This window comes from Rhodococcus sp. NKCM2511 (assembly GCF_014905595.1).
In the GTDB taxonomy this organism is placed as follows: domain Bacteria; phylum Actinomycetota; class Actinomycetes; order Mycobacteriales; family Mycobacteriaceae; genus Rhodococcoides; species Rhodococcoides fascians.
Genome location: NZ_BNHJ02000001.1, coordinates 2,901,512 through 2,925,231 on the forward strand (window position 1 = coordinate 2,901,512; position 23,720 = coordinate 2,925,231).

Below are 23,720 nucleotides of genomic sequence, written 5' to 3' on the forward strand. Positions count from 1 at the left end.
ACCGCTCGATTCTCGGTGGGGAGCCGATTCTCTCCTCGACCAGGATAGGCGACGGGCTCGCGCTACCTGGTGATCGGGGAAGATCCTCGAAACCTAGTGCATCACAATAGTTTTCGATCCAACTCGCCGTTTTCCGGACCACTCGTCGTCGATATACGTCACAGTGACGTTACGCCCTGGTATGACTGGTCCTGAAAAAACGCGGCTACTTTTTCTTCTGAGCTTCCATCATCTCGACGATTCTCTGAAGGTCGTCGACCGACCCGAATTCGACGACGATCTTGCCCTTTCGCTTACCCAGACTCACTGTCACCCTCGTATCGAACGAATCCGAGAGGCGATCGGCCACATCCTGAAGGCCGGGCATCTGGATCGGCTTGCGCTTCGCCGCTGGTTCGGGGGACTTACCGTCCTCGCGATTGGCGAGAGTGACGGCTTCTTCCGTCGCTCGCACCGAGAGACCCTCGGCCACGATGCGCGCAGCCAACGATTCCTGTGCATCCGATCCCGCGTCCAACGACAGCAGTGCGCGTGCATGTCCCGCCGACAGGACACCGGCTGCGACACGTCTCTGTACCGGAATCGGCAGCTTCAGCAGACGGATCATGTTGGTCACGACGGGGCGTGACCGTCCGATCTTTGCCGCGAGCTCTTCGTGCGTGACATCGAATTCCTCGAGCAGCTGCTGATATGCGGCCGCCTCTTCGAGGGGATTGAGCTGTACGCGATGGATGTTTTCGAGCAGTGCGTCGCGCAGCATTGCGTCGTCTGCGGTTTCCCGGACGATCGCGGGGATCTTCTCCAGGCCCGCTTCCTGGCTCGCGCGCCACCGCCGCTCGCCCATGACGAGTTGATACTTGGCATCTCCTGCAGCCGCAGAACCGGATACGAGACGCACCACGATCGGCTGCATGAGGCCGAATTCGCGAATCGAGTGCACCAGTTCGGCAAGGGATTCGTCGTCGAAGACGTGCCTCGGCTGCTTGGGATTGGCCTCGATTCGGTCCGGCGAGATCTCCCGATACACGGCACCGACAGGGGAGAGGTCGTCCCCGTTCAGCACCGGCGGCGTCGGAGTAGGCGCCGTTGCGGTCTCTGTGGTGTCGTCGGACGCCGCTGCCCGCTTGGGCTTCGTCGACGTGTCCGGCTTGTCCTTGGCGTTGCGGTCGGCACCGATGATGACGTCGGCTGCTGCGTTACCGAGGCGCGGTCCGGCATCGGGGCCCGTGGGGATGAGCGACGCGAGTCCGCGCCCCAGACCGCCCTTACGTGCTTGACTCATGTCCTACTTCTTTCGTGCGTCGATGCCGGCCGAGCGAGCAGCGAGCTCTCGTCCGGCGTCCAAGTAACTCATTGCTCCGCGCGAACCGGGGTCGTAATCCAACACCGTCATGCCGTACCCCGGTGCCTCGGAGACCTTCACACTTCGCGGAATCACGGCACGGAGCACGGCATCACCGAAGTGCTTGCGCACTTCCTCGGCGACCTGATCGGCCAGTTTGGTGCGGCCGTCGTACATCGTGAGGATGACGGTCGAGACGTGCAATTCAGGATTGAGATGGGACTGAACCAGCTCGATATTCCGAAGCAGCTGCCCCACACCTTCCAGTGCGTAGTACTCGCATTGAATGGGAATCAGCACCTCGGTGGCCGCCACAAGCGCGTTGACAGTCAACAGACCGAGTGACGGTGGGCAGTCGATGAGGATGAAATCGGCGTCGAGTCCGGCCAACTCCTCGACCGACAACGCCGTCTTGAGGCGTCCTTCCCGGGCCACCATCGAGACCAATTCGATCTCCGCGCCCGCGAGGTCGATCGTTGCCGGGATGCAGAACAACCGTTCACTGTGCGGGCTCTGCTGGATCGCGTCTTTGGCCTTCACTTCGCCGATGAGCACCTCGTAGCTCGACGGCACACCGGAATGATGTTCGACGCCCAGTGCCGTGCTGGCGTTGCCCTGAGGGTCCAGATCCACCACCAAGACCGTCAGGCCCTGGAGCGCGAGTGCGGCTGCGAGGTTGACCGCCGTCGTGGTCTTGCCGACGCCGCCCTTCTGATTCGCAATCGTCAGCATGCGGCGCTTCGCTGGCTTGGGCAGCGTCACCGATCCCGGGTGAAGGACCTGACTGGCCCGGTGCGCGGCGGCCCCGATCGGGGTGTCGTCGGTCGAAATCGAGTTGGTGTACTCGAAGCCACTCGTCACCCCCGCCTTGGTGGCGGCTGCGTTCGACGACTTCTTCTTGGACTCTGTTTCACGTGAAACAGCGGGATCCGACCCACCCGACATATGTGCTCCTTAGTGCGGAACTGAATGTGTTCTACGTTCGATACAAACGGCGCGGGGCGATTCCCGCAATCGATCATCAGTGGCGACTGAGCCGCCGCGGCTCACGGACTGCCCTGACGACGATGGTGGGTGTCGGGAGAAGACCGACACCGCACTCCACGACCTCCAGCTTGCCAGCACCCATACGGGTGAGGGAAGTCCTGTCGCGTTCGATCTCTTCACTCGCGCTGGAACCCTTCAGCGCGAGCATCCGGCCGCGTTCGTGAACGAGGGGGAGAGACCATTTGGCGAGCTTCTCCAGCGGGGCCACAGCCCTCGACGTGACGACATCCGCGCCGCCGGCTTCCTTCTTCACGCCGGGCTGCTCGGCCCGCCCACGTACGACCAACACGTTCAGATCGTGCTCGTCGATGAACTCGGCCAGATAGACGGTTCTCCGAAGAAGAGGCTCGACGAGCGTCACCCGAAGATCCGGTCGAGCGATGGCAAGAGGGATACCGGGCAGACCGGCACCGCTGCCGATGTCGACCACAGTCTCGCCCTCGTCGATGAGTTCGCCGATCGCGGCGCAATTGAGAATATGCCGCTCCCAGAGTCGCGGAACTTCGCGTGGACCGATCAGCCCCCGTTCGACTCCGGCGGTAGCCAAGGACTCGTGATATCTCCGAGCGAGATCCAGTCGATCTCCGAACATCTGCTCGGCGACGGCCATCAACTCGGTGCTATCCGACGCTTCTTGTTCCACGTGAAACATCATCCCGCGCTTGGGCACGGATCGCCAAACGACACCTCTGTAAGTCAACTAGATCGCGAGGTTCCGGGAGTTGGAGTCACGATTCGATGGGTCGAGCACACCCGGACGGCCGTCCGCGCCCGCTCCGATTCGACGGTTCATCTTTCCCAACACTTCGCCGTTGCCGCGTACGCCGGTGTTTCACGTGAAACCGCGCCACGGTCCGACGGCTGGGGAGGCGACGGTTGCGTGTACTTCGAGCGACCGACCCGGTGTCCTCAGCGCACTCCAAAGAACTTGTGCACCGATCCACATCGAGTGGGACTTCTCGGCCCGGCGATGGTGAACGAAATGCCCGTACGACTAGACCCATCCAGTACGAGCGCTCTTCCCTTCTCCTATTCACTGGAGAGCGTCAGGCCGGGGACTCGAAATGGATCGCTGCCCCGTACCCACCGCCGTCATGTGTCCTCGGCCGGGCCGCCTACGACCGTTGCTCCATAGACACTGGGCGAGCCCGCCAAGGGAAAGCACCCCACCGACACATTCACCGGACCACCATCACGAGTCCAACAGAATCCGGCGATGCGATGAGCACACCCGAGGACGGCGTTGGGGACCGCGTTCACTGAAGTGCATCCGCCATCCCGCCCAGGATCGGAGGAACCACTTCGTCGAGACGAGTCGTTCTCTAATGGCCGTCTCCGTGCTGTCGGGCACCTTTCGCTGTTTCACGTGAAACAGGACAGGTCACTCGGGTCGAACAGCATCGGCAGAGCCGTCGCGCGAATGACACCGCAATCGATCATGCCTCGACCGAGCCTGCTACACGCCGCCCTCACTCTCGACCACAGCCTCGCCCCACAGCACCAAGCTCGAAGCCGACGCCGCACCCCCTCGTTCGGACCGGCTGTTGCGAGCACCCGCCGTGGGGTCGTCCGCGATTGGCGCACCCACGCTTTCGGATACAACCGGACAGCTTCGGGCATCGTTTGTCCTGTCGCGAAATGTCGCGCGGCTCGGACTGCTCCTCGCGCCCGGCTACCGCCGGCTGTCGCGAGCGCCGGTCGACCGGTCGCAAGATCGAAGCCCGGTTCGGACTGCTCCTCAAGCCGGGCCCGCCGAATGTCGTGAGCATCGGCCGGAGCGTATTCAAAACCGTCGGACGCTTCGAGGGCACGATCGTGCCCTCGAACGTGTTTCACGTGAAACACGATCCGACTCTCCGCGCGTCACGTTCGCTGTCGACGTCGCCGTAGTCTCGATGACCGTTAGTCGCCCTCGGCGCCAAGTTCTACAACGGGTCCTGCTGACGATAAGTCTGGACATCAGATTCGCGAGCAGCCCTCGGGTGTGCCTCCGATCGGTTGGATCACTTCACCCGCAGACGCAATTCGGAGACGACAGTTGCACGTCGATCGAGAGCGGCGACGTCGATCCTTCCTTGAGCAACTGGGGGCGGAAGCATAGGGCGAGCCGGCATCAGTCCAATCGAGCCCAGTCTCGATAGGTTGCGACCGGCCAGAAACCCGACTGTTTCACGTGAAACACGCACACGCGTCCGCGCCCCTCGTAAGTCACCCGGGGGGAGGTGGTTCTCCCTACGCGACCGTCGTGTCCATAATGCGACGCCGGGGCGCACCCACGATGGGTGATCCTGCGTTCGCAGACATTCGCGATCCGATGCTGGTGTATCGAGTCCCGCTGAGCGTGAAGCGACCGACGGTGACTACGAAACTGCCGGCCGCCACACGTAGCCATGGCGAACCAGCCATGATCATCCGACACCACCCTGCATCATCGCCGCCCCTGGATACTCCGCCGTCGCAATCCAGAACAAGGTCATCACAGAATTCACCCAGACGAATCCTGCTACGCCTCATGCCTCTAGAGGTTCGCGCAGCACGCACAGCACGGTGACAGCCCACCGTCCGTCGATCGGCCCTCGTCGTCATCCGATAGCGTCTCGGCAAGTGAGGAGCACACCTTCTCCAGACACGACAGCAGAGTTCGAGGTCATGAACTAGCCCGGTGTGCGCGCCCGCTACACCGAGGCCCGCCTGCCGTGTCATCGCGCAATGGGCCACGGTGACGAAGTCCCCGCTGCGGGCGCGCATCGCGGCAAGCGAACCGACGGTCGTGTAGTCCGCTGTCCCACCGTGACTGATCCTTCCCCGGACTTGCACTGACCAACCACGTGCGTTGATGCCGAAGAACTATGCAGGCGCTTCCGAGGGTCTGCACGATGGGCGGTCTCGACTGCTCGCAATCGGCTGGGGTCCAAGAGTTGGTTGACACCCTCGACCTCGCCGAGCCGCGAGGCATTCCTCGATCATCGGCTGTCGACCAAACGGGATCCGGTCGCATGATCGTCGTGCGTATGACCGCCACAAGGGCGAGCCACCTCGACCTATCAATCGACATCTGCCTCAGCGTTCGTTTCACGTGAAACATCGTCCGTCACGTGGAATCACGGACAGAGCCGCCCTGCAACCACCCGTCACAGTGACGAAAGCGTCCGATACCGCTGGGCCCTATATTTTTCGCTCTCGGAGCCCATCCGATCGCCAACACCCAAGGCAAATTACATCAGTGCAATTCATGCCCAAGCTTTCACCACAAACGACGATGGCCCCCACCGAAGTGGGGGCCATCGACTATCGAAAGTGTCGCTATGCCTTGACGACGACTACCCGTCGAGCGGGTTCGACGCCGGTGCTTTCGCTCGCAACGCCGTCGATTTTGGCGACTGCGTCGTGCACGATCTTGCGCTCGAACGGAGTCATCGGAGTCAGTTCCTCACGCTCTCCGGATTCGAGTACTCGACGTGCTGCTTCGGCACCCAGGTTCCCGAGCTCGGTGCGTCGCTTGGCACGCCACCCGGCGACGTCGAGCATCAGCTTGCTGCGCTCGCCCGTCGACTGCTGCACAGCCAAACGGGTCAGTTCCTGCAGAGCGTCGAGTACCTCGCCCTTGCGACCGACGAGCTTGGCGAGATCGTCTCCGCCGTCGATGCTGACGATCGCGCGATCACCCTCCACGTCGAGGTCGATGTCTCCGTCGAAGTCGAGCACGTCCAGAAGCTGCTCGAGGTAGTCGCCGGCGATTTCGCCTTCCTCGACCAAGTAATCCTCGTCGTCTTCGTCGTCCTCATCCGAATCGTCGTCATTCGAGTCCGCAACGTCATCGACACTCGTGGGGACCGACGGAGTCTTTTGTACGGCGTCGTCGACAGTAGCTTCGTCGTCGGACTCCGTCTCGACGGCACTCACCTGATCGGTCTCGACCATCACGTCACCCACTCCATCCCCAGCTGCTGCGTTCCGTACTTCGTCGTTCTGTGCTTCTTCGGCGTGCGCTGCCATGTTCGTCCTTCTCTCGACGTGTCGGTCAGCGCCGCTTGCGCTTGGTCGACTTGTTCCTGTTCGCCTGCGGTCGCGGTTTGCTCGGGGTGGCAGACCCTGACGAAGAGTCCGTCCCGGTACTTGCAGTATCGGTAGTGGATTCGTCATCCGTCGGTGCCATCTTCGAGAGCTTCGGCCGAGCACCGGGCTTGGGCTTTGTCGTCGAGACCGGCTTCACTCCTGGCTTGGGCGCATTCTCCGAGCGCTTCTCGACGGCGGCCGCTACCTTGGCGGCCTCTTCCTTGTCGATCTTGCCGAACACCAGGTGCTGCTGCGCGTAGGTCCAGGTGTTGTTGCTGACCCAGTAGAGCAGGATGGCGACGGGCAACAGTGCACCGAACACCAGAACACCCAGCGGGAACACGTAGAGGGCGAGCTTGTTCATGATCGCGGACTGCGGGTTTGCGGCCGCGGCGGCGCTCTGCCGGGCCACGGACGCACGCGAGTTCAGGTGCGTCATGACGGCCGCAATGATCATCAGGGGAATGGACACAGCCGCGATGACCCACGTGGACGGAATGGTCGCGTCGGGACCGACGGCGAAGGCGTTGAGCTGATCCTGCGGCATGGTGATCCAGGCCGAGATGGGAGCGCCGAACAGGCGGGCATCCAGGAACGACTGAACATCGGCAACGCTGAACGCATAATTCGAGAGTTCGCGGTTCTCTTCCGGACTCAGGCCGAGCTGCCCGACACCGGTACCGGTGCGGTTGAACGAGCGAAGCACGTGGAACAGGCCGATGAACACCGGTGCCTGTGCCAGCACGGGGAGGCAGCCCATCAACGGGTTGAAGCCGTGTTCTTTTTGCAGCTTCTGCATCTCGACGGCCATTTTTTGCTTGTCTTTGCCGTACTTCTTCTGCAGCGCCTTGATCTGCGGCTGCAGTTCCTGCATCTGCCGCGTCGTGCGGACCTGCTTGACGAAGGGCTTGTACAGGATCAGCCGGAGGGTGAAGACGAGGAAGACGACGGACAATGCCCAGGCGAAGCCATTGCTGGGATCCTGGAACACAAAGCCGAACACCTTGTGCCACACCCAGAGAATCCAGGCAACCGGGTAGTAAATGAAGTCGAGCACGGCTCTATGTACTCCTCTGTTCTTCCACTCGCAGGAGATCGTGGTGTTCTTCGGTTTCGGTCAGCTCGGTGACGGTTGCGCGCCACCTACCGGGTTCGGGCACCGGGTCCCAGCCTCCAGAGTGCCAGGGAGCACATTTGAGGAGGCGGACGACTGCCAGGAGCGAGCCCTTCGGCATCCCGTGCACCTGGAGCGCCTCGATGGCGTATTCACTGCAGGTGGGGGAGAAGCGACAGGTAGGGGGCCGCATCGGGGACACATAGGTCCGGTACAACACGATGCAGTAGACGAGAGTTCGAGCAGGAATGGAACGAAGGTTGCCCATGAATGTCATGACGGCGGACCCTTCGGAGCTTCGAGTAGACCGAGCTTCTTCAAACCTGAACGCAGTTGAACGTGTAGATCTGCCGAGGATGCATGCGCAGCACCCGGAAGTGCTCGAATGACCACGTCGGTGTTCACCGCGAGCCCGTCGATCACCTCAGCACAGATATGCCGAAGCCGGCGCGCAACTCGATGACGAGTTACGGCCGGCCCGACTGCCTTGCTGACGATCAATCCGAAACGTGGCCCATGAACGGTGGATGCGATGTCCTGCTCGTGACGCGCAGCTGCGTGTACGACCAGGTCCGATCTACCCATTCGGCGTCCTCGACGCATCACCACGGTGAAGTCACGTGCGCGATGCAGCCGATTCGGCTCAGGAAGCATCCCGAGCTCCAAGCTTCGGACGAACGGTTATCAGGCTGTGAGTTCTTTGCGGCCCTTGCCGCGACGTGCGGAAACGATTGCACGACCCGCACGGGTACGCATACGAAGACGGAAGCCATGAACGCGCGCGCGGCGGCGATTGTTCGGCTGGAACGTCCGCTTGCCCTTGGCCACGGTCAACACTCCTCGAGATTCGAAGACGCCGATCTGTCGGCGCCTGCTGTAAAGGTTCTCAGCGAGTTCGGATGAACTCGCTAGCCTCCCGAGCGAGAAATCCGAGTGAAGACAGACTGTGAGCAGCCAGCAAGCATCGGCCACCTCGCTATTGGGTGACTGTTCGAGAGTACTGATCGAGTCACCGGTGGTCAAACTCGCTCGACATCGACCGATCCGTCGATTCATACACAGGCCACGGACAACGAGACCTCGGACGGGCCGAAGAGTCGACAATATCTGTCGTTCCGCGGCGCCGCGCAACTGGTCGTTGCTGCGATCGAACGACTGACAATGGCTATCGCCGCAGGTCAGACTGTCGTATACGTACTACCACGCCACTCGGCGACGATTGGGCTCACATCGGTGTCGTTTATCCACACCTGTGGATAATTGTGTGGAAACACAGTTCAGGTGGCATATTCGTACCTTGCGGGGTCCACCGAAGGACCCTTGTCTCGGCCGCGGAGGCGCACGATCGACGACGCTATCCGACGACGCGGTTGCGCGGGTTCGAAACGCCGCACCGAATCGGTTGTCGGAGTCCGGCGAGACCTACAAGCTCGACGACGGAGGGATCGACGTGAACGACGATCCGGATGCGCTTGCGCGCATCTGGCCCGAGGTAGTCGCGGAGCTGACGTCCGACCGACACAGTGGGTCGCCGCTGACCAAGGGCCAGAAGGCCTGGCTCGCGCTGGTCAAACCGCTCACGTTGACTCAGGGCTTCGCTCTGCTCGCCGTCCCGTCGACCTTCGCTCAGGAAGCGATCGAACGCGACCTGCGCGAACCCATCCTGGGAGCTCTGGGGCGTCATCTGGGACAGGGTGTCGAAGGTCTCGGCGTTCGTATCTCGGCTCCCGAGGACGAGAAGCTCGAAACCGAGCGCTCGACGTATCCCGATGCCGTCAGTTCCCCGACGTACCGGCGCCGCGTCCTGACCAGCAGAGACGACGAGCCGTCGGACTCCGAGACCGCCGATTACGAGGAAGTGGACGACGAGCGGGAAGCCCTCGCCAGCGTCCAGAACTCGTGGCCGACGTACTTCACCAAACCACCGGAGTCGACGCCACCGTCGTCGGGTGCCAACAGCCTCAACTCGAAGTACACCTTCGACACGTTCGTGATCGGCGCCTCCAACCGGTTCGCGCACGCCGCCGCGGTCGCCATCGCCGAAGCACCCGCCCGGGCGTACAACCCGTTGTTCGTGTGGGGGGCATCGGGCCTGGGCAAGACGCACCTGCTGCACGCGGCCGGGCACTACGCGCAGCGCCTGTTCCCGGGCATGCGCGTGAAGTACGTCTCCACCGAGGAATTCACCAACGACTTCATCAACAGTCTCCGTGACGACCGCAAGGTGGCGTTCAAGCGCCGCTACCGGGAGACCGACGTGCTGCTGGTCGACGACATTCAGTTCATCGAGGGCAAGGAAGGTATCCAGGAAGAGTTCTTCCACACCTTCAACACGCTGCACAACGCCAACAAGCAGATCGTCGTCTCGTCCGACCGACCACCCAAACAGTTGGCGACCCTCGAGGAGCGGCTGCGTACCCGCTTCGAGTGGGGCCTGATCACCGACGTCCAGCCACCGGAGCTCGAGACGCGGATCGCCATTCTGAGCAAGAAGGCTCGGATGGATCGACTCGACGTGCCGCACGACGTCCTGGAGCTGATCGCCAGCCGCATCGAGCGCAACATCCGCGAGCTCGAAGGCGCCCTCATTCGCGTGACGGCATTCGCCTCGTTGAACGGACAGGCCCTCGACCTCACCCTCGCCGAGGTCGTCCTACGTGACCTGATTCCCGATTCGTCCAGCTTGGAGATCAACGCGGCCACGATCATGGCCGTCACCGCGGAGTACTTCGACACCTCCATCGAGGACCTGTGCGGACCGGGTAAGGCCCGAGCGTTGGCCATGGCCCGGCAGATCGCGATGTATCTCTGCAGAGAGCTCACCGACCTGTCGCTACCGAAGATCGGTCAGACGTTCGGCCGAGATCACACGACGGTGATGTACGCGGACAAGAAGATTCGCAAGGAAATGACCGAGCGTCGCAAGGTCTACGACCAGGTCCAGGAGTTGACGGCGCGCATCAAGCAGCGCTCGAAGCGATAGCTCCACAGTCCTTCGGCAACGACGGCGACGGCGCCGATTCCCATCGCGGGGGTCGGCGCCGTCGCCGTTTTCGTCGGTGATCGGTGCCGCCTCGGTTCGACTCGGGCGTCGATCGAACACGATCTCCAGTCGATTCCGGATCGAATCTGGGTCGATTCCGCGCCGATTCTGGGCCGAATCGGATGACATTTCGGAGCCGACGACCATTGATTCACACCTGTGGATAACCATGTGGACAACCGTCGACTTCTGGGGATGGAATGTGGGCGCCTGTGCACCGATGCGATTGGTCCACAGGCAGCCGTCCGTCAACCGCAGATTGGTCCCGAGTTCATCCCCACGACACCACGCCGAGCCACCAGCATCGCGAGGGCTCCATGCACAGATTGCACAGGACCTATTAATACTTCTGTTTTCTCCTTGAAAGAACTTCTTTGAAAACAGGTGTTGGGGAACGATCCGTTCACAGCCCCCTTCCGACGACCGCATCGGTGCCCTTCGCGGCCTCGCCCGAGCTTTCAACTTCGTCTCGAAGGGCATACGGTGTGCTTGCGCTGGATGTGCCAGACTCGTCGTTGCATCGGTTGGAGCCGCGACGATCGTGGTCGCACCGCTCGACTGTGCACACGAATGCCCCGAACGAGAGGAAATGCCGAGCGATGGAGCTTGGAAGTTTGAAGTTTCGCGTTGCTCGTGAAGATTTTTCCGATTCCGTGGCGTGGGTGGCCCGCAGCCTGCCGTCCCGGCCGCCCGTTCCCGTTCTCGGTGGCGTTCTGCTTGCTGCCGACGAACAGGGTCTGACGGTCTCGGGCTTCGATTACGAGGTCTCCGCCCAGGTGAAGGTGTCGGCCGAAGTGGCCACCGCAGGACGAGTTCTGGTGTCGGGCAAGCTACTTGCCGATATCACCAAGTCGTTGCCGAACAAGCCCGTCGACGTCACCGTCGACGGGACTCGCGTTCTCGTCAACTGCGGAAGCGCAAAATTCTCGCTGCCGACGATGCCGGTCGAGGACTATCCTCAGCTACCCGAGTTGCCCAGCAACACCGGTTCGCTGGCCGGTGATGTCTTCTCCGAGGCAATTGCCCAGGTCGCCATTGCGGCGGGCAAGGACGACACGCTTCCCATGCTGACCGGTATCCGTGTCGAGATCGACGGCACCAACGTCGTGCTGGCTGCGACCGACCGATTCCGGTTGGCGGTTCGTGAGGTGGACTGGACTCCCGCCGGCGCCGACACCACCACCGCAGTGCTGATTCCGGCGAAGACCCTGTCCGAGTCGGCCAAGACTCTCGGTGGCAACGCGGGTTCGCCCGTCGAGCTCGCTCTCGGTTCGGGTTCCTCCATCGGGAGCGACGGTTTGCTCGGAATCGTCAGCGACGGGCGCCGCACGACCACTCGTCTGCTCGATGCGGAATTCCCGAAGTTCCGTCAGTTGCTCCCGGCAGAGCACACCGCCGTCGCAACACTCGAGATCGCGCCGCTGGTCGAGGCCATCAAGCGCGTGGCACTCGTCGCCGAACGCGGTGCGCAGGTGCGTCTGGAATTCAACGCCGAAGGTGTGCTGCTCTCGGCAGGCGGCGACGATGCCGGCCGCGCCGAGGAAGCTCTGCCGGCCGACTTCCAGGGCGAGGCGCTCACCATCGCGTTCAACCCGGGGTACCTCATCGACGGCCTGTCCTCCTTGCACAGCGAGAAGGTCACGTTCGGTTTCACCACCCCGAGTCGGCCTGCGGTGCTGCGTCCGACGTCGGACGAGGAGCTGGTGCCCGACGATTCCGGCAAGTTCGCGGCGCCTCAGTCCCAATACACCTATCTGTTGATGCCGGTCAGGCTGCCGGGCTGATCCTGCCTGGTTACTGTTGACGTTGCGGGATCGGACGAGTCGTTCCGCCGACTCCACTCCCGCTCGACCGGAATTACACCTGACACAGACAAGGACGCTTCCTCATGCAGCTGGGCTTGGTCGGTCTCGGAAAAATGGGCTTCAACATGCGCGAGCGGCTGCGCGAGCACGGCCACGAGGTCATCGGTTACGACCCGAGGCCCGAGGTGACGGACACCCCGTCACTCGCCGGTCTCGCGGAATCCCTCACCGCTCCCCGAGTGGTGTGGGTGATGGTGCCCTCCGGCCAGATCACCCGGGACACCATCATCGGGCTCGGGGATGTTCTCGAACCGGGCGACCTGGTGATCGACGGTGGAAACTCACGTTTCACCGATGACAAGCCCAACGCAGAACTGTTGGACGCCAAGGGAATCGGTTACATCGATGCCGGAGTTTCGGGCGGTGTCTGGGGATTGAAGAACGGCTACGGCCTGATGGTCGGCGGCGACGACGAGCACGTTGCACGCGCAATGCCGATCTTCGACGCCCTGCGTCCGGAAGGGGAGCGCGCGGACGGTTTCGTCCACGCCGGCCCTGTCGGTGCCGGGCATTACTCGAAGATGGTGCACAACGGCATCGAATACGGTCTGATGCAGGCGTACGCCGAGGGCTACGAAATCCTCGAGGCCGAAGAATTGGTGCAGGACGTGCAGGGCGTGCTGCGGGCCTGGAGCAAGGGCACCGTCGTGCGGTCGTGGCTGCTCGATCTGTTGGTCGAGGCACTCGGTCAGGATCCGGAGTTCAGTGAGATCTCGGGGTACACCGAGGACTCCGGCGAGGGTCGATGGACCGTCGAGGAAGCCATTCGGCATGCCGTACCCGCCCCGGTCATCTCCGCAGCTCTGTTCGCGAGATTCGCTTCGCGACAAGAAGATTCGCCTGCCATGAAGGCAGTGTCGGCGTTGCGGAACCAGTTCGGCGGGCATGCCGTCAAGAAGGCGGATGCGGACGAGACACTGCGCGCACCCGCGCCGAAGAACACCGAGTAAGTGTTCGTCCGGTCTTTGCAACTTCACGATTTCCGGTCCTGGGACGACGTCATCGTCGACCTGGGCCCGGGATCGACCGTGTTCGTCGGGCCCAACGGACACGGTAAGACCAACCTGCTGGAATCACTCGGTTATCTGTCGACGCTGTCCTCGCACCGGGTCTCGACCGATGCGCCCATGATCAGGGCAGGCGCGTCCACCGCGTTCGTCGGCAGCGCCGTGGTCAATCACGGACGCGAGTTGATCATCGACGTCGAACTGCTCGAGGGCAAGGCGAACAAGGCGAGGATGAACAGGTCTCCGCTGCGTCGGCCACGAGAAATTCTGGGTGTACTCCAGAGTGTGTTGTTCGCACCCGAGGACCTGTCTCTGGTGCGCGGAGACCCGAGTGAGCGCCGTCGGTATCTGGACGAGCTGCTCACCACCAGAATTCCTCGAATGGCCGCTGTGCGTGCAGATTACGACAAGGTGCTGCGTCAGCGGTCGGCACTGCTCAAGACCGCCAGCGGGGCGTTGCGCCGAGGCTCGTCGTCCAGCGACGGCTCGAGCGCTCTGGCCACGCTCGATGTCTGGGACGGCCATCTTGCCGCCCACGGTGCCCGATTGCTTTCGGCCAGAATATCTTTGGTACACGAGCTGATGCCCTTCGTGCAGCAGGCCTACGAGTCGATCGCGCCGGAGTCCCGGCTCGCCACGTTGTCCTATCGCTGCAGTCTCGCCGAGGCACTGCCGCCGGAATTCTCCGATGCCGGCCGAGCACCGGAGTCCGACGACGTCGACGTGCTGGAAGCTGCTTTCCTGCACCAACTTTCGGTGATGAGGCAGCGAGAGATCGAACGTGGGGTGTGTCTGGTCGGGCCCCATCGAGACGATCTGGAACTGATGCTCGGCGACCGACCCACCAAAGGCTTTGCCAGCCACGGTGAATCGTGGTCGTATGCACTCTCTCTTCGGCTCGGCTCCTTTTCGTTGCTGCGCGAGGACGGGACCGACCCCGTCCTAATGCTCGACGACGTGTTCGCCGAGCTCGACCGCAAGCGGCGCACGGCCCTCGCGGCGGTCGCGGCCGACGCGGAACAGGTACTGATCACCGCCGCGGTTCCCGAGGACGTGCCACCCGAACTCGATGCACGACGCTACGGTGTCGAAGCTCGTCAGGAATCCGATTCCGGTGCGGCAGGGCGTATTTCGACCATCACCGAGCTGTCGACGTCGGAGAGTGAGGTGTCATGAGCGACGACACGAACTCACCGGCACCGGATGAGCAGCCGGAGTTGAAAGGCGTCGACCTTGCTCGGCGGGCCCTCGAAGATGCCCGGGCCGCGGCCAAGGCGAGCGGCAAGTCGGTCGGTCAAGGTCGTTCGTCACCGACCGGGGGTGTCCGGGCACTGCGGGGGCGTCGACGACGGGGTTGGTCGGGAGCGGGCCCCGACGATCGAGATCCGCAGGCGTTCGGAGCACTGGCCAATTCGATCGCGTCCAAGCGTGGTTGGTCGGCCAAGGTATCCGAGGGTGCCGTGCTGGGGCGGTGGCCCAGCGTCGTCGGTGAGGACATCTCGGCGCACGCCGACCCCACTGGCCTCAAGGACGGAGTGCTCAGTATCTCCGCCGAGTCGACTGCGTGGGCGACTCAGCTCCGACTGATGCAGTCGCAGATTCTGGCGAAGATCGCGGCGGCGGTGGGCCACGGTGTGGTGACGTCGCTTCGGATCACCGGGCCGACGACGCAGAGCTGGCGAAAAGGCGAGCGCCATGTCAAAGGTCGTGGTCCGCGGGACACCTACGGATAGTGACTGTTCCCAATTCGCGTTCGACGTAGCCCCTGGTCCAGGTGATCCTCAACAGATGTTGGGGGCAGTGTTGCTGTGAGACAGTTGGTATGCGTAGCGTGATTCGGGACACGCAACGGTCGGGGGACCGAATACTGTTCCATGCGGCCATCGGACGAGGAGAAGTTGTGTCTGCACCTACGAAGAAGGCGTCGACAACGGCGGTCGACGTCGATGGGACCCCCGAAGACAGAGTGGTTCTGCACGCTCGGAACGTCGAATTCGATTGGGAAACTCTGCCGCTGCACTATATGGACGGCAATCCCCTGGCCACCCATCTGATCAACGTGATGCACCTGCTTCTGCCCGAGGGCGAGGAGTGGTTCGTGCGCACGTTCAAAGAGGCGTTGCCGCTCATCCACGACGATCAGTTGCGCGACGACGTGATCGGCTTCATCGGCCAGGAAGCCATGCATGCACAGGCCCACACCGAGGTCCACGATCAGCTTCGGGCCCACGGCATCGATGTCGATCCGTACGTCGACCAGATGAAGTTCCTGTTCGGACGCGCACTCGGCAATCGCTCGGGCCACGGCCAGAACAGCCTGGTGGAGCGGCTGGCCTTGATCGCAGCCGCCGAGCATCTGACCGCGTTCCTCGGCGACTGGGTCCTCAACGCGCGCGAGCTCGACGAAGCCGACGTCGATCCCGTCATGCTCGATCTGTTGCGGTGGCACGGCGCCGAAGAAGTGGAGCATCGTTCGGTGGCGTACGAGGTGATGCGCTACTTCGACGTTCGGCCGGCCCGGCGTATCCGTACCTACGTGGTCATTGCACCCACTCTCGTCTGGTTCTGGACGCGCGGCGTGCGCTACCTCATGAGCCAGGATCCGACGTTGGCGCATCTGTCGCCGAAGGAGCGCACGCCGTCGTTCCGGGAATTCCGACGGGTCGCCAAGTCCGGTCTGTTTCCGACGCCGATGTCCATGGTCAAGGCGTCCCTGCGGTACTTCAAGAGCACATATCACCCGTCTCAGGAAGGCTCGACGGCCCAGGCCGTGCAGTATCTCGCCACCTCGCCGGCGGCGCGGTCCGCTGATCGATGACCAAACGCACGTTGCGGAGCAGGCTCGACGCGATGGCTCGAAAGGTCGACTCGTTCCGAGTAGGCCGCACGATTCCACAGAATCTGTACGGGCGCGACGAGCCGGATCAGACGGTGTCGCTGGTCACCGATGCACTGGACAAGTGGTTCGCCCTCCTCGACAACGGTGAGTACGACGCCTCGTTCGCGGCGCCTCCCGTCGCGCGTACCCGAGAACTGACACTGGTCTCCCGTGACGTTCTGTGCATCGACGAACAGGTCGTCCAGCTGACCTTCGCCGCCGCCGACGGGTCGGCTCTGCCGGCGTGGGCACCGGGAATGCACTTGGATTTTTACCTCCCGTCCGGTCGCCGACGGCAGTATTCCCTGTGCGGATTGCCCGGCGACGACACGTACTCGATCGCAGTACGACTCGTGCCGGACGGCGGCGGCGGATCTCCGGAGATGCATGCCCTGACGGTCGGCACTGCGGTGGCGATCAGGGGGCCGCGCAACGGGTTTCCGTTCGTACCGTCCGAACAGGCAGTGTTCGTCGCCGGTGGAATCGGCATCACCGCGATCATCTCGATGGTGCGCCGTGCCCGCGATCTGGGCATGGACTGGCACCTCGTCTACTGCGGCCGCTCCCGCGAGTCGATGCCGTTTCTCGACGAGATCGAGGGCTGGGATCCCGCCCGGGTCACCGTGCGCACCGACGACGTGGACGGCATGCCGTCGAGCATGGATCTGTTGGGCTCGACGGCCCCCGGCGGTTCGGTCTACGTGTGTGGTCCGCCGCCGATGATCGACCTCGTTCGCGCCTCGTTCGACGCCCTCCCGGCCACGCATCTGCACTTCGAGCGCTTCTCACCGCCGCCGGTGAAGAACGGGACGGAATTCGAAGTGCAGCTCGTCGATTCCGGCGAGATTTTGTCGGTCGGTGCGGAAGAGACTGCGCTGCATGCGATTCGACGCATCAGGCCGGATGTCGCGTACTCGTGTCAGCAGGGTTTCTGCGGCACGTGCCGGGTGCGAGTGCTCAGCGGAACACCACAGCATCGAGAGAATCGGTTGACGACCGAGGAGCAGCGGCACGAGATGTTGATCTGTGTCTCGCGGTCGGACGGAGAACGGATCGTCCTCGATCTGTAGCCGAATCGCCGGTTTTACCCTTCATCTTTGTCGTCCGATGTCGAGAAAATGCGCCTGTGAAGCAATCAGGGGCCTTTTAGGGGTGTCATCGTCCCCATGCTGTCGCAGCCACCCAGTACTATGGACCGGTACGACATCAAGCCCGGAACAAACGCATGGACCGAGCACGGCGGAAACGACCGTGCCGACCCTGCGGTAGCACCTACATCAGGTGTGAGCGGGGTAGTGGACGCGTAGAAGGAGAACCAGCTAACCGTGGCTGCCCAGAAGTCAGGTAACAGTGAGAACAGCAAGGATTACGGCGCTTCGTCCATCACGGTCCTCGAGGGCCTGGAAGCAGTCCGTAAGAGGCCCGGTATGTACATCGGTTCCACCGGTGAACGAGGCCTGCACCACCTGATCTGGGAGGTCGTCGACAACTCCGTCGACGAGGCCATGGCCGGCTACGCCTCCACCGTCGACGTCACCATCCACGAAGACGGCAGCGTCGAGGTCAAGGACGACGGCCGCGGCATCCCCGTCGCCATGCACTCCTCCGGTGTTCCCACCGTCGAGGTCGTCATGACCCAACTGCACGCCGGTGGCAAGTTCGACTCCGACTCCTACGCCGTCTCCGGCGGTCTGCACGGCGTCGGTATCTCCGTCGTGAACGCACTCTCGACCAAGGTCGAACTGCAGATCGCGCGTGACGGTCACCGCTACAAGCAGACCTACGACTACGCCAAGCCCGGCCCACTCGAGACCGTCGGCGACACCACGGAGACCGGCACCACGGTCCGGTTCTGGGCCGACGGCAAGATCTTCGAGACCCTCGATTACAGCTTCGAGACCGTGCACCGTCGCCTGCAGGAGATGGCGTTCCTCAACAAGGGACTGACCATCAACTTCACCGACGAGCGAGTGGCGGCCACCGACGCGACCGAGGAAGAACTCGGCGAGACCGCCGAGGCACCGAAAACCGCCGAGGAAGAGCAGGCCGACGCCGCAGCGGCGAAGCCGGCCAAGGTTCGTAAGCGGACGTACCACTACCCCGACGGTCTGGTGGACTTCGTCAAGCACATCAACCGCACCAAGACCGCGATCCACAACTCGGTCGTCGGCTTCACCGGCAAGGGTGAGGGCCACGAGGTCGAGATCGCGATGCAGTGGAACGCCGGTTACTCCGAATCGGTGCACACCTTCGCCAACACGATCAACACGCACGAGGGCGGTACCCACGAAGAGGGTTTCCGTACCGCGCTGACGTCGACGGTGAACAAGTACGCCATCGAGAAGAAACTGGTCAAGGAAAAGGACGTCAAGCTCACCGGCGACGACATCCGCGAAGGCCTCGCCGCCGTCATCTCGGTGCGAGTCGGGGAGCCCCAGTTCGAGGGACAGACCAAGACCAAGCTCGGCAACACCGAGATTCGCTCGTTCGTGCAGAAGGCGTGCAACGAGCACCTCTCGCACTGGTTCGAGTCCAACCCGGCCGATGCCAAGACCATCATCAACAAGGCGGTCTCGTCCGCGCAGGCCCGCATGGCCGCGCGTAAGGCGCGAGAGTTGGTGCGGCGCAAGAGCGCAACCGATATCGGTGGCCTGCCCGGCAAGCTCGCAGACTGCCGCTCGAACGATCCGAGCAAGTCCGAGATCTACATCGTGGAGGGCGACTCCGCCGGCGGCTCGGCCAAGTCCGGCCGTGACTCGATGTTCCAGGCGATCCTGCCGCTGCGCGGAAAGATCATCAACGTCGAGAAGGCCCGCATCGACCGCGTCCTCAAGAATAACGAGGTCCAGTCGATCATCACCGCGTTCGGCACCGGCATTCACGACGAGTTCGACATCGCCAAGCTGCGCTATCACAAGATCGTGCTGATGGCCGACGCCGACGTCGACGGCCAGCACATCTCCACCCTGCTGATGACCCTGTTGTTCCGGTTCATGCGGCCGCTGATCGAGAACGGTCACGTCTACCTGGCCATGCCGCCGCTGTACAAGCTCAAGTGGAGTCGCGGCGAACCGGATTTCGCGTACTCCGACCGCGAGCGCGACGGTCTGCTCGAGGCCGGTCTGGCCAACAAGCGCAAGATCAACGTCGAGGACGGCGTCCAGCGCTACAAGGGCCTCGGCGAGATGAACGCCAAGGAACTGTGGGAAACCACGATGGACCCGGCAGTGCGAGTTCTTCGTCTGGTCACTCTCGACGATGCCGCGGCCGCGGACGAACTGTTCAGCGTCCTGATGGGCGAGGACGTGTCCGCCCGCCGAAGCTTCATCGCGCGTAACGCGAAAGATGTTCGCTTTCTTGACGTTTAGTCGTTTCTCGGACGCACCGCACTCAGTGTCGGTGCGTCCGACGACCGTTTTCGAGGAGATCTTCTATGTCTGACATCACCGAACCGCCGGTCGGGCCCCCGCCGGGCTCGACCACCAACGCCGAGGGCGGCGACCGGATCGATCCGGTCGACATCCAGCAGGAAATGCAGCGCAGCTACATCGATTACGCGATGAGCGTCATCGTCGGCCGCGCGCTTCCCGAGGTCCGCGACGGTCTCAAGCCGGTGCACCGACGTGTGCTGTACGCGATGTACGACTCGGGCTTCCGTCCCGACCGTAGTTACGTGAAATCCGCACGGCCCGTTGCCGAAACGATGGGTAACTACCATCCCCACGGCGACACCTCGATCTACGACGCGCTCGTGCGTCTGGCTCAGCCGTGGTCGATGCGGTACCCACTGGTCGACGGCCAGGGCAACTTCGGCTCCCGCGGCAACGACGGCGCCGCCGCCATGCGATACACCGAAGCGCGCCTGACTCCGCTCGCCATGGAGATGCTGCGCGACATCGACGAGGAAACCGTCGACTTCATCCCCAACTACGACGGCAAAACCCAAGAGCCGACGGTACTTCCGTCGCGTGTGCCGAACCTGTTGATGAACGGCTCCAACGGTATCGCCGTCGGTATGGCCACCAACATTCCGCCGCACAACCTGCGTGAACTCGGCGACGCGGTGTTCTGGGCTCTCGACAACTTCGAGGCCGACGAGGAAGCGACTCTCGCGGCCTGCATGGAACGCGTCAAGGGTCCCGACTTCCCCACCCACGGACTCATCGTCGGCGGCCAGGGAATTCAGGATGCGTACTCGACCGGCCGCGGTTCGATCCGCATGCGCGGCGTCGTCGAGATCGAGGAAGACTCCAACGGTCGCACGACGATCGTCATCACCGAACTGCCCTTCCAGGTCAACCCCGACAACCTGATCACCTCGATCGCCGAGCAGGTTCGCGACGGCAAGTTGTCCGGTATCTCGAAGATCGACGACGAGTCCTCGGACCGCGTCGGTATGCGTATCGTCGTGACGATCAAGCGCGACGCCGTCGCGAAGGTCGTGCTCAACAACCTCTACAAGCACTCGCAGCTGCAGACCAGCTTCGGTGCCAACATGCTCTCGATTGTCGACGGCGTGCCGCGCACCCTGCGGCTCGATCAGATGATCCGGTACTACGTCACTCACCAACTCGACGTGATCGTTCGTCGTACGCGGTACCGCCTGCGCAGAGCCGAGGAGCGGGCCCACATTCTGCGCGGTCTCGTGAAGGCGCTCGACGCGTTGGACGAGGTCATCGCCCTCATCCGTGCGTCGCAGACGGTCGATCTCGCCAAGCAGGGCTTGATCGATCTGCTCGACATCGACGAGATCCAGGCGCAGGCAATTCTCGACATGCAGCTGCGGCGCCTCGCAGCTCTCGAGCGCCAGAAGATCATCGACGAGTTGGCCGAACTCGAACGCACCATCGCCGACCTGCAGGACATTCTGGCCAAGCCGGAGCGTCAGCGTCAGATCGTGCGAGACGAGCTGGCCGAGATCGTCGAGAAGTTCGGCGACGACCGTCGCACGCGCATCATCGCTGCCGACGGCGACGTCAACGACGAAGATCTGATCGCCCGGGAGAACGTGGTCGTCACGATCACCGAGACCGGATACGCCAAGCGCACCAGAACCGATCTGTACCGGTCGCAGAAGCGCGGCGGCAAGGGCGTGCAGGGAGCGGGCCTCAAGCAGGACGACATCGTCAGCAAGTTCTTCGTCTGCTCGACGCACGACTGGATCCTGTTCTTCACCACCAAGGGACGCGTGTACCGGGCAAAGGCGTACGAGCTGCCCGAGGCCAACCGCACGGCGCGCGGACAGCACGTCGCGAACCTGCTGGCGTTCCAGCCCGACGAACGCATCGCGCAGGTCATCCAGATCAAGACCTACGAAGATGCTCCCTACCTGGTGCTCGCCACCAAGGGCGGTCTGGTCAAGAAGTCGCGTCTGACCGACTTCGACTCCAACCGCAGCGGCGGCATCGTGGCCGTCAACCTCCGCGGCGAGGACGAGTTGGTCGGGGCAGTTCTGGCGTCGTCCGACGACGACCTGCTGCTCGTCTCGGCTCAGGGCCAATCGATCCGATTCTCGGCCACCGACGAGGTACTGCGACCCATGGGCCGCGCCACCTCCGGCGTCCAGGGCATGCGCTTCAACGGCGAAGACGAGCTGCTCTCGCTCAACGTGGTCAGCGAGAACAAGTTCCTGCTGGTCGCGACGTCGGGCGGTTATTCCAAGCGCACCGCGATGGAGGACTACCCGCAGCAGGGCCGCGGCGGAAAGGGAGTACTGACAATCCAGTACGACCCCAAGCGTGGCACGCTGGTGGGAGCTCTCATCGTCGACGACGAGGACGAGCTGTATGCCATCACGTCCAGTGGTGGCGTCATCCGGACCGCTGCCAAGCAGGTTCGGAAAGCCGGCCGACAGACCAAGGGCGTGCGGTTGATGAATCTCGGTGAAGGCGACACACTGCTCGCGATAGCGCGCAACGCCGACGAGATCGAACCGGAAGCAGCAGGTCCCGAAGACGATGCACCGAAGGAGTCGTAAGTGAGCACTCCCAACCGGCCTGGCAGCAGGCCCGGCCCCACGGGTGGACCGGACAGCAGGGACGCTGCGCAGACCGAGCAGCCATCGCGTCCGGCACCCCCCGAAGGTGCCCGACCGGGAAGTCGCCCCCAGCCGGCGACGCGTCCGGCTCCCGCGGCCGGGCGAGGACCGGCACCGCAGCAGGGTGCTCGGCCACCGGCACGCCCGACACAGGGTGGTCCGGCCGGCCCGCCTCGTCCGACGCAGGGACCGCCGCCGCAGCGCCCACCGGCACCGCAGGGTCAGCCGGGTTCTCAGGGTCAGCCGGCACCTCAGGGACCGCCGCCGCGAGCACCTCAGCAGGGACCGGCACCGCAGGGGCCGGCTCAGTCTCGCCCGCCACAGGCGGCCAACGGTCGGCCCGGTGAGCCGGGTACCGCAAACGCCGACGGCGGTCGCCCCGCCAACGGCCAGCCGCCGCAGGGTCAGGGACCGTCCGGTCCCGCATCGCCGCCGCGTCCCGCCAATGCCGCTGCTCCTGTCGCCGAGGGGTCAGCCGAGTCGAAGGGTCCGGCACCGACCCAGGCGATACCGACTCAACGCGGAGACGGCCCGCAGGGCGGTTCCGGCACTCCGCCCTGGCAGCGCGGCCCCGGCCAGCGTCCGGCACAGCAGGGGCCCGACGACCGTCAACAGCCCCAGAACCAACCGCAGACGAACCTGTCCGGACGCGGCACCGCGCTGCCGGCAACAGGTGAGTTCGATCGTTCGACAGCGGCAGCTGCAGCCGCCTCGGCAGCGCCGGGCCAGCGCGAATCGGGTGAGCGTGAATCGGGCGAGCGTGAATCGGGTGAGGACAAGACCGAACGACGCGAGGCAGCGCGGTCGAAGGCGGCCGTGATCGACGGACCGACTCGGCACATCGAGCGCAAGGATCTGGCGAAGGACATGCCGGATCTGTCCGCCACCCGGCATCCCGAGCCGACGGCAGCCGATCGCGCAGCCCCCACCGCCATCACGGCGGTACCCAGCGCGGACGGCGATCCTCTGCGGGCGACGATCCAGATTCGTAAGATCGATCCTTGGTCGACGCTCAAGATCGCACTGGTCATCGCTGTGTCGCTTTTCTTCGTGTGGATGGTGGCCGTCGGCATGCTGTACGCCGTGCTCGACGGCATGGGTGTGTGGGACCGACTCAACAGTGCCTTCACCGAGATCGTCAACGAATCCGGCGACGGCGGACTCGTCAGCGCCGGTCAGGTGTTCGGCTACGCCGCAGTGATCGGTGTGATCAATGTCGTACTGTTCACCGCACTCACCACGATCGGGGCCTTCATCTACAACCTGTCGTCGGACCTGGTCGGCGGCGTCGAAGTGACGCTGGCAGATCGCGACTGACCAGCACGAACGAC

General features: G+C 63.5%; 18 protein-coding genes. 10 read left to right on the forward strand and 8 right to left on the reverse strand.

Annotated features, from left to right (window positions below; all coding sequences use genetic code 11):
• Positions 1–205: 205 nt before the first annotated feature.
• The 8 genes from JLZ96_RS13485 to rpmH all read right to left on the reverse strand — a co-directional run bounded on the left by JLZ96_RS13485 (position 206) and on the right by rpmH (position 8,387).
• Positions 206–1,282: a ParB/RepB/Spo0J family partition protein gene (locus JLZ96_RS13485; RefSeq protein WP_048318998.1), complete on the reverse strand. Its 1,077-nt coding sequence runs from the start codon at positions 1,280–1,282 to the stop codon at positions 206–208.
• 3 nt (positions 1,283–1,285) lie between these two features.
• Positions 1,286–2,287, reverse strand: coding sequence for a ParA family protein (locus JLZ96_RS13490; RefSeq protein ID WP_236253950.1), 1,002 nt, complete (start codon positions 2,285–2,287; stop codon positions 1,286–1,288).
• Positions 2,288–2,363: 76 nt separating this feature from the next.
• On the reverse strand, positions 2,364–3,041 hold the full coding sequence (gene rsmG / locus JLZ96_RS13495) for a 16S rRNA (guanine(527)-N(7))-methyltransferase RsmG (protein ID WP_032371601.1): 678 nt from the start codon (positions 3,039–3,041) through the stop codon (positions 2,364–2,366).
• 2,651 nt (positions 3,042–5,692) lie between these two features.
• Positions 5,693–6,385, reverse strand: coding sequence for a R3H domain-containing nucleic acid-binding protein (locus JLZ96_RS13500; protein ID WP_167329011.1), 693 nt, complete (start codon positions 6,383–6,385; stop codon positions 5,693–5,695).
• Between the two features lie 25 nt (positions 6,386–6,410).
• Complete coding sequence (yidC, locus tag JLZ96_RS13505; RefSeq protein ID WP_032385250.1) at positions 6,411–7,502, reverse strand: membrane protein insertase YidC; 1,092 nt, start codon at positions 7,500–7,502, stop codon at positions 6,411–6,413.
• Positions 7,503–7,506: 4 nt separating this feature from the next.
• Positions 7,507–7,836 (reverse strand): membrane protein insertion efficiency factor YidD, encoded by a 330-nt coding sequence (gene yidD / locus JLZ96_RS13510; RefSeq protein WP_027495003.1) that lies wholly within the window; start codon positions 7,834–7,836, stop codon positions 7,507–7,509.
• Positions 7,833–8,213, reverse strand: coding sequence for a ribonuclease P protein component (rnpA, locus tag JLZ96_RS13515; protein WP_201010354.1), 381 nt, complete (start codon positions 8,211–8,213; stop codon positions 7,833–7,835). The genes yidD and rnpA overlap by 4 nt, the downstream gene beginning before the upstream one ends.
• A gap of 30 nt (positions 8,214–8,243) precedes the next feature.
• On the reverse strand, positions 8,244–8,387 hold the full coding sequence (rpmH, locus tag JLZ96_RS13520) for a 50S ribosomal protein L34 (protein WP_026347786.1): 144 nt from the start codon (positions 8,385–8,387) through the stop codon (positions 8,244–8,246).
• A 622-nt stretch (positions 8,388–9,009) separates the two neighbouring features.
• Here rpmH and dnaA point away from each other — a divergent pair.
• From dnaA to JLZ96_RS13570, 10 genes are all read left to right on the forward strand, one after another.
• Positions 9,010–10,542, forward strand: a complete 1,533-nt coding sequence (dnaA, locus tag JLZ96_RS13525) for a chromosomal replication initiator protein DnaA (RefSeq protein ID WP_027495001.1) — start codon at positions 9,010–9,012, stop codon at positions 10,540–10,542.
• Between the two features lie 659 nt (positions 10,543–11,201).
• Entirely contained in the window at positions 11,202–12,386 is a 1,185-nt protein-coding gene (gene dnaN, locus JLZ96_RS13530; protein WP_027494999.1) for a DNA polymerase III subunit beta, read from the forward strand.
• 104 nt (positions 12,387–12,490) lie between these two features.
• Positions 12,491–13,417 (forward strand): phosphogluconate dehydrogenase (NAD(+)-dependent, decarboxylating), encoded by a 927-nt coding sequence (gene gnd, locus JLZ96_RS13535; RefSeq protein WP_032407751.1) that lies wholly within the window; start codon positions 12,491–12,493, stop codon positions 13,415–13,417.
• Complete coding sequence (gene recF, locus JLZ96_RS13540) at positions 13,418–14,650, forward strand: DNA replication/repair protein RecF (protein WP_201010355.1); 1,233 nt, start codon at positions 13,418–13,420, stop codon at positions 14,648–14,650.
• Positions 14,647–15,207, forward strand: coding sequence for a DUF721 family protein (locus tag JLZ96_RS13545; RefSeq protein ID WP_027494996.1), 561 nt, complete (start codon positions 14,647–14,649; stop codon positions 15,205–15,207). Before recF ends, JLZ96_RS13545 begins: the two co-directional genes overlap by 4 nt.
• A 167-nt stretch (positions 15,208–15,374) precedes the next feature.
• A complete protein-coding gene (locus JLZ96_RS13550) occupies positions 15,375–16,292 on the forward strand; it encodes a metal-dependent hydrolase (RefSeq protein WP_032371404.1) in 918 nt (305 codons plus the stop codon).
• A 32-nt stretch (positions 16,293–16,324) separates the two neighbouring features.
• Complete coding sequence (locus JLZ96_RS13555) at positions 16,325–17,422, forward strand: 2Fe-2S iron-sulfur cluster-binding protein (RefSeq protein WP_374758049.1); 1,098 nt, start codon at positions 16,325–16,327, stop codon at positions 17,420–17,422.
• Between the two features lie 255 nt (positions 17,423–17,677).
• Complete coding sequence (gene gyrB / locus JLZ96_RS13560) at positions 17,678–19,720, forward strand: DNA topoisomerase (ATP-hydrolyzing) subunit B (protein ID WP_094718090.1); 2,043 nt, start codon at positions 17,678–17,680, stop codon at positions 19,718–19,720.
• 65 nt (positions 19,721–19,785) lie between these two features.
• Entirely contained in the window at positions 19,786–22,329 is a 2,544-nt protein-coding gene (gyrA, locus tag JLZ96_RS13565) for a DNA gyrase subunit A (protein ID WP_201010358.1), read from the forward strand.
• A complete protein-coding gene (locus tag JLZ96_RS13570; protein ID WP_201010359.1) occupies positions 22,330–23,706 on the forward strand; it encodes a DUF3566 domain-containing protein in 1,377 nt (458 codons plus the stop codon).
• Positions 23,707–23,720 lie beyond the last annotated feature (14 nt).

What these genes read in the sequence shown, in the direction of transcription:
- JLZ96_RS13485 (WP_048318998.1), bottom strand. Translation starts at nt 1,282, where the DNA reads ATGAGTCAAGCACGTAAGGGCGGTCTGGGGCGCGGACTCGCGTCGCTC.
- JLZ96_RS13500 (WP_167329011.1), bottom strand. Translation starts at nt 6,385, where the DNA reads ATGGCAGCGCACGCCGAAGAAGCACAGAACGACGAAGTACGGAACGCA.
- gnd (WP_032407751.1), top strand. Translation starts at nt 12,491, where the DNA reads ATGCAGCTGGGCTTGGTCGGTCTCGGAAAAATGGGCTTCAACATGCGC.
- JLZ96_RS13545 (WP_027494996.1), top strand. Translation starts at nt 14,647, where the DNA reads ATGAGCGACGACACGAACTCACCGGCACCGGATGAGCAGCCGGAGTTG.
- rsmG (WP_032371601.1), bottom strand. Translation starts at nt 3,041, where the DNA reads ATGTTTCACGTGGAACAAGAAGCGTCGGATAGCACCGAGTTGATGGCC.
- JLZ96_RS13555 (WP_374758049.1), top strand. Translation starts at nt 16,325, where the DNA reads ATGGCTCGAAAGGTCGACTCGTTCCGAGTAGGCCGCACGATTCCACAG.
- dnaN (WP_027494999.1), top strand. Translation starts at nt 11,202, where the DNA reads ATGGAGCTTGGAAGTTTGAAGTTTCGCGTTGCTCGTGAAGATTTTTCC.
- yidD (WP_027495003.1), bottom strand. Translation starts at nt 7,836, where the DNA reads ATGACATTCATGGGCAACCTTCGTTCCATTCCTGCTCGAACTCTCGTC.
- gyrA (WP_201010358.1), top strand. Translation starts at nt 19,786, where the DNA reads ATGTCTGACATCACCGAACCGCCGGTCGGGCCCCCGCCGGGCTCGACC.
- rnpA (WP_201010354.1), bottom strand. Translation starts at nt 8,213, where the DNA reads ATGCTTCCTGAGCCGAATCGGCTGCATCGCGCACGTGACTTCACCGTG.
- JLZ96_RS13490 (WP_236253950.1), bottom strand. Translation starts at nt 2,287, where the DNA reads ATGTCGGGTGGGTCGGATCCCGCTGTTTCACGTGAAACAGAGTCCAAG.